This is a genomic window from Methylibium sp., assembly GCF_013817345.1.
Taxonomy (GTDB): Bacteria; Pseudomonadota; Gammaproteobacteria; order Burkholderiales; family Burkholderiaceae_C; genus Methylibium.
Genome location: NZ_JACDCW010000116.1, coordinates 1 through 10,579 on the forward strand (window position 1 = coordinate 1; position 10,579 = coordinate 10,579).

Consider the following 10,579-nt stretch of genomic DNA (forward strand, 5'->3'; position numbering starts at 1 on the left):
GTCGGGGCCGTCAGCCGGGGGGCCGAAGTTCGGGACGGCGGCGCGATCCGCATGCGCGGGGGCGGGGGCGGCGCGCCGATCGAGCTCGGCGCCGCCGGCGGGCGTTCCATTCGCCGCCGCTCGACGCTCCGGGGCGTGTGCGGCGCCTGCATCCGCCGCTCCGGCACGGGCATCACCGCTCGCCGCTGCGGGGTTTCGCGGCGGGGTGTCAGCGCCGGAGATGGCCGGCTTGACGGCGAGGGAACGGGGGTGAGTGAACGCTGTGTGGCCGTCGGCCGACCGGCGCCGAGCGGCGGCTGCGCGATCCGGGGCGGGGCGGCCGGCCGCGGAGCTCCGATCGCGGCACGGCCCGGAAGGGGCGTGACAGTGGGCGCCAAGCCCGGCACCGGCTGCAGCCGCGAGTCGCGATCACTGCGGGCGGCGCGTTCCGCTGGCGTCTGACGGTCGCTCCAGTCGCCTCGGTCGCGGCGCTCGCCACCGTCGCCGCGCGCACGGCGTTCGCCGCCCTCGCCACGGCCGAGGCGCGGGTCGCCGACGGAAGAGGGCGGTTGCACGACCATGCGCCGGTGATCGCCGGCGCCGGCTTCGCGGTCCTGCGGTTCGCGGCGCCACTCCTTGCGTGGCTGCTCGTCGTTGCGCTCGCGGTCGAGCGTGCCGCCTGCGCCGCCGCCGTCGCGCCGCGGCGACTCGGCGCGCTCGCGCCGCGGAGTGGCCGGTAGCCGAAGTACGGGTGAAACCGGCCCGCCGCCGGCCGCTGCATTGCTGCCCAGCTTGGGCAGCACGGTCGGCAGGCGCACCCCGGGGGCCATCGGCGCGAGTTGCGCGATCTGGCCGGCGTCGAGCCGCAGGCGCTCGTTGGCCACCGAACGCGAGCCGCGGAAGTCGTCGGCGCGCACGACGGTCAAGGCGTCCGCCCGCTTCGCGTAGCGGTAGCCGGGCGTCGTGTGGTGCTTCATGCGGCGGTCGTCGCGGTCGTCATGGCCGTCGCGATCGCGGCCACGGTCGTGGCGCCAGTCGTCGTCATGCCGCCGCTTGCCGTCCCGATGGTCGCGATGGTCGCGATGGTCCCGGTGCTTGTGGCGCCAGTTCACGTGGTCCCAGTAGCGCTGCGAATAGCGGAAAGGCGGGTGATAGATCTCGTGCGGCCCGAGCGGGAACCAGCCGACCGGCGAACCGATGCCGATCGAAACGCTCACGCCGCCCGAGTAGCCGCCCACGTAGCCGACCAGCGCTGGCGACCACACCGGCCGCGCCACGATCGGCCCCGGCACCCAGCCCCAGCGGCTGTCGATCATGGCCCAGCGGCCGTAGTGGAAGGGCGCGAAGCCCCAGGGCGCGTCGTCGACCCAGGTCCAGCCCCAGGGGTGCACGTGGGCCCAGTGGCCGTAGCGGTAGGGCGCCCAGCCGGAAGGCACGGTGCGCGGGTACCAGACCGGGCCGTAGTCATCCGTCACGTTCCAGCGGCCGTGCTCGTCGAGCGCCTCGATGCCGGTGGTCTCGGGTGAGACGTAGCGGGCCGCGGTCAGCGAGTCCTGCTGACCGTCGCGCGCCTCGGCCCAGGCGTCGAAGTCGTCGCGCTCGCCCATGGCGTGGAGTTGCACGCTTTGGCCGCCGTCTTCCACGAGGCTTTCCTGGCCCGCCTCGAGGTTGTAGCTGTTGGTCGGTGTCACCACCCGCAGTTCGCCGGCCAGGGCGCGCAGCGTGTAGGCGCGAATATCGGGGTCGTAGTTGACGCGGTAGTCGCCGGGGCCCTGCGCTTCGGCGCGCACGGCGTCGGCAGACAGGCTGAAGGCATCGCCCGTCGGCAGATTGCGCACGCGCACCCGGACGGTGCCCTGGGCCACGTCGATCGCGATGCCGTGGTCGTCGAGCTGGGAGAACACTGCCTGGGTGTCGGCGTCGAGCCGAACGGAGGTCGAGCCGATGCGCACCTCGGCCTGACTGCCGGACGGCGCCCGCAGGGCCGTCTGTCCTGTGACGGGCTGGTTGATCTGCGCCCGCTCCCACGGCGCGCCGGCCTGGCGCGAGATGTCGACCGCGCCCACCATTGCACTGATCCTCCCTACGCGACCCGGCGGATCGGCCACCGCATCGCCTTGTTCCTGCGCCCAGGCCGGCATCGTGGCTGCCAGCAGCACGGCACACAGCGCGGCCAGAGCGGCCACTGCAACGGTCCAGTTCGGGGTCTTGTTCATGCGTTCACCTCGCGTCGCTTGCCACGACGACAGAGCTATAACGCATCAGACCCCATTGCGTGGCGAAGCGTGCCACCTGACCCTTGCAAAGAAATGCAAATGCGCCGTGCGAGCGGCAAGGATCAGGGCTCGGTTGCCGCCGGGAGGCGGTGCAGGAGCCCTCCAGGGCGCGGCGGGCCTCGCACCCGACCACCGTCCTCACCGGCCCGACACCGCCGCCTCACATCACCGCGGCAATGGCCTTGGCGACAGCGTCGAGGTTGCCGTGGTTGATCGCCGCCACGCAGATGCGCCCGGAATCGAGGCCATAGATGCCGAACTCGCTGCGCAGCCGCTGCATCTGCGGCGTGCTCAGGCCCGAGTAGCTGAACATGCCCTGCTGCTCGGTGATGTAGCCGAGGTCGCCGCGCACGCCGGCGGCCTGCAGCTTTTCGACCAGCGCCACGCGCATCGCCTTGATGCGCACGCGCATGCCGGCCAGTTCTTCTTCCCATTGCGCGCGCAGCGCCGGCGTCGTGAGCACCGCCGCCACGATCGAAGCGCCGTGGGTGGGTGGGTTGGAATAGTTGGTGCGGATGAGGGTCTTGAGCTGGCTCAGCACGCGCCCCGCCTCGTCCTTGCTGGCGCACACGACGCTGAGCGCACCGACGCGCTCGCCATAGAGCGAAAAGCTCTTGCTGCAACTGGTGGAAACGAAGAAATCGAGGCCCGAGGCGAGGAACTGCTGGATCACCGCGCCGTCCTCGACGATGCCTTCGCCGAAGCCCTGATAGGCCAGATCGAGGAAGGGCACCAGGTCGCGCGCCTTGACCGCGTCGATCACCTGCGCCCATTGCGCGGGGCCGAGGTCGTAGCCGGTCGGGTTGTGGCAGCAGGCGTGCAGCACCACGATCGTGCCGGCCGGCGCGGCGTTCAATGCGCCCAGCATGCCCTCGAAGTCGATGCCGCGCCTGGCGGCGTCGTAGTACGGATAGGTCTCGACCGCAAAGCCCGCGTTGTTGAAGAGCGCGCGGTGGTTCTCCCAGCTCGGGTCGCTGATGAGCACCTTCGCTTCGGGGCGCAACTTCTTGAGGAAGTCGGCGCCGACCTTCAGGCCCCCCGTGCCGCCCAGGCCCTGAATGGTGGCGATGCGCCCGCTGGCCACGGCCTCGTTGCCGAACACCAACCCCTGCACGGCCTTGTCGTAGGCGGCGATCCCGTCGATCGGCAGATAGCCGTGCGGCTTGGGCGCGGCGGCGATCTGCGCTTCGGCTGCCGCCACGCAGGCCAGCAGCGGCAGCTTGCCGTTCTCGTCGAAATACACGCCGATGCCCAGGTTGACCTTGGCCGGGTTCGGATCGGCGTTGAACTGCTCGTTGAGGCCCAGGATCGGGTCGCGGGGGGCCATTTCGACGGCGGAAAAGAGGGCGGACATGGCAGGCTCGGCGGGTTGCGGTGGCGGGTGGTGACAGGGGCTTGGCGATTCCGCTACGCTGGCGGATTGCCCTGCTCCGGGACAACCCGAATTCTAGTCACCATGACTGTTCCCACCGACGCGCTGAGCCTTGCACCCGAGGCCCTCGAGCCATTGCCGAGCGGCGAGTTCATCAGCTTTCCCGACTCGCCTTTCCAGCTCTACATGCCCTACCCGCCGGCCGGCGACCAGCCGGAGGCGATCACGAAGCTGGTCGAAGGCGTGCGCGACGGCGAGGTGTTCCAGACCCTGCTCGGCGTCACCGGCTCCGGCAAGACCTTCACCATGGCCAACGTGATCGCGCGGCTAGGCCGCCCGGCGATCGTGTTCGCGCCCAACAAGACCCTGGCCGCGCAGCTCTACAGCGAGTTCCGCGAGTTCTTTCCCAAGAACGCGGTCGAGTACTTCGTCAGCTACTACGACTACTACCAGCCCGAGGCCTACGTGCCGCAGCGCGACCTGTTCATCGAGAAGGACAGCGCGATCAACGAGCACATCGAGCAAATGCGCCTGTCGGCCACCAAGAGCGTGCTGGAGCGGCGCGACGTGGTGATCGTGGCCTCGGTCAGCGCCATCTACGGCATCGGCAAGCCGGAGGACTACACGCAGATGCGGCTGATCGCGCGCGTGGGCGACAAGGTCGGCCAGCGCGACCTGATCGCGCACCTGATTCGCATGCAATACAAGCGCAACGAGACCGATTTTTCGCGCGGCACCTTTCGCGTGCGGGGCGACACGATCGACGTGTTTCCGGCCGAGCACTCGGAACTCGCCGTGCGCTTCGAGTTGTTCGACGACGAGATCGAGACGCTCTCGCTGTTCGACCCGCTCACCGGCCGCATCCGCCAGAAGGTGCCGCGCTTCGTGGTCTACCCGGCCAGCCACTACGTCACGCCGCGCGAACATGTGCTGAACGGGATCGAGGGCATCAAGGAAGAGTTGCGCGGGCGCCTGGCCGAGTTCGTTGCCGCCGGCAAGCTGGTCGAGGCGCAGCGCATCGAGCAGCGCACGCGCTTCGACCTGGAAATGCTCAGCGAGATCGGCCACTGCAAGGGCATCGAGAACTACACGCGGCATCTCTCCGGCGCCGCGCCCGGCGAGCCGCCACCGACGCTGGTGGACTACCTGCCCAAGGACGCGATGATGTTCCTCGACGAGAGCCACGTGCTGATCGGCCAGTTCGGCGGCATGTACAACGGCGACCGGGCGCGCAAGCAGACGCTCGTCGAGTACGGCTTCCGGCTGCCCTCGGCCATGGACAACCGGCCGCTCAAGTTCGAGGAGTTCGAACGCAAGATGCGCCAGGTGGTGTTCGTCTCCGCCACGCCGGCTGCGTACGAGCAGGAGCACGCCGGCCAGGTGGTCGAGCAACTGGTGCGGCCGACCGGCCTGGTCGATCCCCAGGTCGAAGTGCGGCCGGCGACGACGCAAGTCGATGACGTGCTGCAGGAGATCGGCATTCGGGTGGAGGTGAGCGAGCGCGTGCTCATCACCACGCTCACCAAGCGCATGGCCGAGCAGCTCACCGACTACCTCGCGGACAACGGCGTGAAGGTGCGCTACCTCCACTCGGACATCGACACGGTCGAGCGCGTGGAAATCCTGCGCGACCTGCGGCTGGGCAGCTTCGACGTGCTGGTCGGCATCAACCTGCTGCGCGAGGGGCTCGACATTCCCGAGGTCTCGCTCGTCGCGATCCTCGACGCCGACAAGGAAGGCTTCCTGCGCTCGGGCCGCTCGCTCATCCAGACCATCGGCCGCGCGGCTCGCAACCTCAACGGCCGCGCGATCCTCTATGCCGACCGCATCACCGAGTCGATGAAGAGCGCCATCGGCGAGACCGAGCGCCGGCGTGCCAAGCAGGTGGCCTTCAATGCCGAGCACGGCATCACGCCGCGCAGCATCACCAAGGAGATCCGCGACCTGATCGACGGCGTGTATTCGGAGAAGAGCCGCGGCGACGACCTGAAGGCCGCGCAGGCTGCGGCCGAAATCGAGTCGATGAGCGAGAAGGATCTCGGCAAGCGCATCAAGCTGCTGGAAAAGCAGATGCTCGAGCACGCCCGCGGGCTGGAGTTCGAGAAGGCCGCTCGCGTTCGCGACCAGTTGGCGCTGCTGCGCGAGCAGGCTTTCGGCGCACCGGGCACCGACAACATCGTGCCGATCCAGAGCGCGTAGGGGCGGTGTTCCGCGGCCTGCGAGCTTGCGTGTCGCGCCTTTGACGGACCGGCGCGACCAGGGCCTTGCGTGGCACATCCAGGGCGCCGCGCACCTTGCCCTGCGGCGAGCGAGCGGACGGCGCCGGCCGCCCGCCGCCGCTGCTCAGGCTTTCGGCACGTCGTCTCGCTTGGGTCGCCCGGTCTTGAGGCTGGGAACGCGGGCCAGAGCGGCAACCAGGGCTTTGTCGCCGAGGGCGATCAATGCGCTGATGCCGGCCCGCAGCAGTTCGCTTTTCTTGGCCGGGCGTTCCAGCTTGGCGGCGCGCTGCTTGAGCTCGCCGAGCGCCTGGTACTCGGTCTTGGGAATGGTGAAACTGTCACGCACCAGCTTGTTCTTGGGCTTGGCGGTGTCGGTGCTCTTGCGCCCGGTCGCTGTTTTTGTCCCGGTCGCTGCCGCCTTCGCCGATGCAACGGGCTTGGCTTGCGGAGCCGCCTTGGCGGCGCGGGCGGCTGCCCGGGTACCGGCCGGGTTGGCAGCAGGTTGCTTGCGTGCTGCCGCAGGGGAGGAAGTCTTGCGAGTGGCCATGCGGAAATTCTCCGTTAACGATATATACGGTTTATACCGTTTTCGGCGAATCGTGCCAAGGCGGCAGGCTGTCGCACGGAGCGCGGCTGCGACTTCGGCGCACCGAATCTCGCCGCGCTTCAGCGGTCCGGCTTGTCGCTCTCGAAAAGACGCCGAAACGAGCGTGACTGTTCGGCGATCAGCCGAGAGAAGTCTTCCCGGCTGCCGCCCGTGGGCACGTTGTTGGCGGCCAGCAGGCGACCGCGGATCTGCGGTTGCGCCACGATCCGGTCGAGCTCGGCGTTGAGCGTCGTCAACACCGCGTCCGGCGTCGCGGCGGGTGCGAACAAGCCGAAGACCGACGTCAGGTTGGCCTCGGGAAAGCCGAGTTCGGCCAGGGTGGGTACCTCGGGCAACACCGCCAGGCGCGACGGTGCTCCGACCGCCAGCGGCTTGAATCTGCCCCTTGCCACATGCCGCAACTGCAAGGGCGCCACGTTCGTGGACAGCAGCTCGAACTGTCCGCCCAGGGCATCCGTCAGTTGTGGGCCGCCGCCCTTGTAGGGGATGTGCGTGATCCGGATGCCGCCGTGCAAGGCAACCAGCTTCGCGACGATGTGGCCCAGCGTCCCGCGGCCCGACGTTGCCCAGCGCAGGGCGCCCGGCCGCGCCTTCGCCTGCGCCAGCAGGTCGGCGAAATCCGTTCCGGTGAACGCCGGCGTGCCGATGACCAGCACGGGCGTGACCATCACGCTGATCACCGCGGCGATGTCGCGTTGCGGGTCGTAGCTCACCGGGCCCAGCAAAGGCGACAGCACCAGCGGGCTGATGGCCGAAAAGCACAGCGTGTGGCCGTCCGGCGGCGACCGGGCCAGTGCCCCCATGGCGATGGTGCCGCCGGCGCCGGCCCGGTTCTGGACCACGACGGCGTTGTCGAGCTGCGCTGACAGTTGCCTCGCAATGGAACGCGCGATCTCGTCGCTCAGGCCGCCCGGGGGATAGGCGACCAGGATGCGTATCGGCTGCTGCGGCCACGCGAATGCGCGGCTCGCGAGCGCGCATCCCGCCATTCCTGCCGCCACTGCGAGAAAGCTGCGGCGAGACGGCGGCCGTGCCGGGCTGAACGTTTGCGCCATGGATCAAGTCTGCGCTCGGCGACCCGCATACCGCCTGCGTGCGAGCTGCCGCAGCAGCGCGGTGAACGTGCCGGTCGGCCCGATGTTGTCGGCGCTCCGGTAGGCGAGCGTCAGCGGGACGTCGAGCTTTGCGCCCGCCTCGAGCGGGCAATAGACGATGGCATGTGGATGCGAGCCCTGCATGGAAGACGGCACCACCGAAATGCCCGCGCCCGCGGCGACGAGGTTGAGGTTGGTCAGCATCCGGCTCACCTCCGCCACGACGCGTGGACGTACGCCGTGCTCATCACAAAGCGCCAGCAGATTGGCGTACAGGCCCGGCGCGCCGGGGCGCCGCACCAGGATGATCGGCTCCTCGTGCAGGTCCTTCACGGCCACCGGTCGCGGCCGGCCGTCCTTGCGCTTTCTTGCGAGGCGATGATCGATCGGCAGGGCGACGACCGCCGCCTCGTGCAGCAGCGTCTCGAAGGTCAGCTCCGCCGGACGCGACACCGGCACGCGCAGCAGTCCGCAGTGCAGGCGGCCGCTGGCCACCGCTTCCGTGATCTCGGCTGCGTTGTTCTCGCTCAGCTCCAGCCCGATGTCCGGGTGCTGGCCGCGGCATTCGCGCAATGCGTGGGGCGTGAACTCGTGCGCCGCCGCCGAGCTGGTGAAGCCGATCGAGAGCAGGCCGCGCTTGCCGTCGGCCAGCGAGTGCATGCGCTCCTGCAGCGCGGAGAAGTCGCGCAGAAGGCGTGCCGATTCGACCTGCAGGAGCCGGCCCGCGTCGGTGAGGCTGACGCCCTTCGGGTGGCGCCGGAACAGCGCGATGCCGAGCTCCGACTCCAGGGCCTTGATCTGCTGGCTCAGCGGCGGCTGCTGAATGCCCAGTTGCACGGCGGCGCGCGTCATGTGGCCCGCGTCGGCGACGGCCAGGAAGTAGCGCAGATGGCGAATCTCCATACGTGGATGGTATCAACGTGGGATTTCAATCGTATTGGACATATGGACTGACGGTAGCGACGATGCCGACACGATTTCGATAACACCAGGAGACACCCTCGATGCGCATCATCAGCTCACCCCTCATTGCGGCTGCTGCCCTGACCCTGATGCTCGGCGCCTGCGGCGGCGGCGATGACGACGACCTGCAAGAGGCAGCCCCCACCGCTGCAGCCTGCCCCGAAGCCGTGACCGCCATCGCGAGCTGCCTCGCCGGCCAGGATTCCGAAGGCGCCTACTACCTGATCGCGATGCCGAACGAATGGAACGGCAACCTCGTGCTGCACGCCCACGGCGGCCCGAGTCTCGATGCGCCGACGCCGGATCGCTCGGCCGACGACCTGACGCGCTGGGCGGTGATGGTGGAGGCGGGTTATGCCTGGGCCGGCTCCACCTTCCGGCAGGGCGGCGTCGAAGTCAGCGCCGCGGCCGAAGACACAGAGCGCCTGCGCCAGATCTTCGAAGAGCACGTCGCCTCGCCGCGGCGCACGATCCTGCACGGTCAATCCTGGGGTGCCGGCGTGGCAGCCAAAGGGGCAGAAATGTTCACCGAGGAGAGCACCGGCTCACAGCCCTACGACGCCGTGCTTCTGACGAGCGGTGTGCTTGCGGGAGGCACCCGCTCCTACGACTTCCGGCTGGACCTGCGCGTGGTGTACCAGTACCTGTGCAACAACCATCCGCGGCCGAACGAAGCGAGCTATGCGCTGTCGATCGGGCTGCCGGCGGACTCTTCCATGACAAGGGCGGATTTGGCCGCCCGCACCGCTGAATGCCTGGGCCTGGACAAGCCGGCGGACCAGCGGACCGCCGAGCAGCAGGCCAAGGTCGAGACCATCGTGAACGTGATCCGCGTCCCGGAAAGCTCGATCCAGGCGCATCTCAACTGGGGCACCTTCCATTTCCAGGATGTCGTGCAGGAGCGAACGGGAGGAGCCAGCCCCTTCGGCAACATCGGCGCGCAGTACACCGGCTCGCCCGACGACGCAGCGCTCAACGCCGGCGTGCAGCGCTACGCGGCCGACGCGCAGGCGGTCGAGCGCTTCGCGCAAGACACTGACCCGACCGGCCGCATTCCCGTGCCGGTGCTCAGCGTGAAGGGGACTGGCGACCCGACTGCCTTCGTCGAGCTCGACGCCTACTTCAAGACCATCATGCAGAGCGGCGGCAGCGCGGACCGGCTGGTTCAGACCTTCACGGACCATGCCGTCCACAGCTACCTCAGCGATCCGACCTATGCGACGCTGCTGGCCGCCCTGCTGCAATGGGTGGACGAGGGTGTCAAGCCGAGTGCAACCGGCATCGCGCAGCAATGCCCGGCGTTCGAAGGGGAGTTCGGCGTCGGGTGCCGCTTCCTGCCGGAATACGTTGCACCCGCGTTGGAGACTCGCGTTCCCGCACGCGAGAGACCGTGAACCGTCGCGGACAAGCGGGCTTTTAAGAAGGAGACTGCGCAATGAACAAGCTATTCGCTCTGGTGCTCGCCGGGATGGCGTGCGTTCCTGCCGTGCATGCGGAACCGGTGTCCATCCTCTTCGTCGGCAACAGCTACACCTTCGGGCGCAACGATCCGGTGATGAGCTACAACACCGCGAACGTCACCGACCTGACGAATGCGATGTGGCAGGCCAACGCCACCGGCAGCAACGTTTTCGAGCCGCACCCGTGGGGCGGAGTGCCAGGCATCTTCAAGCAGTTCACGGTGCAGGCGGGGCTGGACTACGACGTGGCGCTGTCCACCCGCAACGCGGCTTCGCTGCGCGGCCACTTCCTCAACCTGAATCCGGCGGACTGGGATCTGCGCGGCAACATCGCGTCGCGCCAGTGGGGCAAGGTGGTGCTGCAGGAGCAAAGCGACGAAGCGGTGCCCAAGCAGCCCGGCCTGGCCTCGAACCCGGCCTACTTCAATGCGTATGCGAACAAGATCGAACAGTTCGTGCACGACGGCGCGACGCATAGCTATCGCGAGCGAGAGATCATCGGCGGCACCAGCGCGACCTGCCAGGCGATCACCGGCGCTTCGGCCGGCTCGTGCAATCTGCTGCGCAACGTGCCGGCGAACGCCAACGCCAGCGCCGCCACGGACGTGT

7 protein-coding genes and 1 pseudogene are annotated in these 10,579 nt (G+C 68.8%); 3 read left to right on the forward strand and 5 right to left on the reverse strand.

The genetic code is table 11. The annotated features are described in order from the left end of the window. Positions 1-2,195 (reverse strand): DUF6600 domain-containing protein (locus tag H0W40_RS17095; RefSeq protein ID WP_292448620.1); only part of this gene is annotated, 2,195 nt, incomplete at its 3' end. A 220-nt stretch (positions 2,196-2,415) separates the two neighbouring features. Continuing rightward, positions 2,416-3,609 carry an amino acid aminotransferase gene (locus tag H0W40_RS17100; RefSeq protein WP_292448623.1) on the reverse strand — a complete coding sequence of 398 codons (1,194 nt, stop codon included), beginning with the start codon at positions 3,607-3,609 and terminating at the stop codon, positions 2,416-2,418. A 102-nt stretch (positions 3,610-3,711) separates the two neighbouring features. Here H0W40_RS17100 and uvrB point away from each other — a divergent pair, with 102 nt between their 5' ends. Beyond that, the gene (gene uvrB, locus H0W40_RS17105; protein WP_292448625.1) at positions 3,712-5,826 is read left to right on the forward strand and encodes an excinuclease ABC subunit UvrB; all 2,115 of its coding nucleotides are present in this window, start codon (positions 3,712-3,714) and stop codon (positions 5,824-5,826) included. Between the two features lie 144 nt (positions 5,827-5,970). Here uvrB and H0W40_RS17110 read toward each other — a convergent pair whose 3' ends face one another. The 3 genes from H0W40_RS17110 to H0W40_RS17120 all read right to left on the reverse strand — a co-directional run bounded on the left by H0W40_RS17110 (position 5,971) and on the right by H0W40_RS17120 (position 8,450). Then, positions 5,971-6,393, reverse strand: coding sequence for a hypothetical protein (locus H0W40_RS17110; RefSeq protein WP_292448627.1), 423 nt, complete (start codon positions 6,391-6,393; stop codon positions 5,971-5,973). Positions 6,394-6,512: 119 nt separating this feature from the next. Next, positions 6,513-7,508 (reverse strand): tripartite tricarboxylate transporter substrate binding protein, encoded by a 996-nt coding sequence (locus tag H0W40_RS17115; protein ID WP_292448630.1) that lies wholly within the window; start codon positions 7,506-7,508, stop codon positions 6,513-6,515. A 3-nt stretch (positions 7,509-7,511) separates the two neighbouring features. Further along, complete coding sequence (locus tag H0W40_RS17120) at positions 7,512-8,450, reverse strand: LysR family transcriptional regulator (RefSeq protein ID WP_292448632.1); 939 nt, start codon at positions 8,448-8,450, stop codon at positions 7,512-7,514. 149 nt (positions 8,451-8,599) lie between these two features. Between H0W40_RS17120 and H0W40_RS17125 the strand changes: the two genes are divergently transcribed. Next, entirely contained in the window at positions 8,600-9,904 is a 1,305-nt protein-coding gene (locus H0W40_RS17125; RefSeq protein WP_292448635.1) for a hypothetical protein, read from the forward strand. Positions 9,905-9,945: 41 nt separating this feature from the next. Then, a pseudogene (locus H0W40_RS17130) lies at positions 9,946-10,579 on the forward strand (hypothetical protein); the annotation flags it as partial.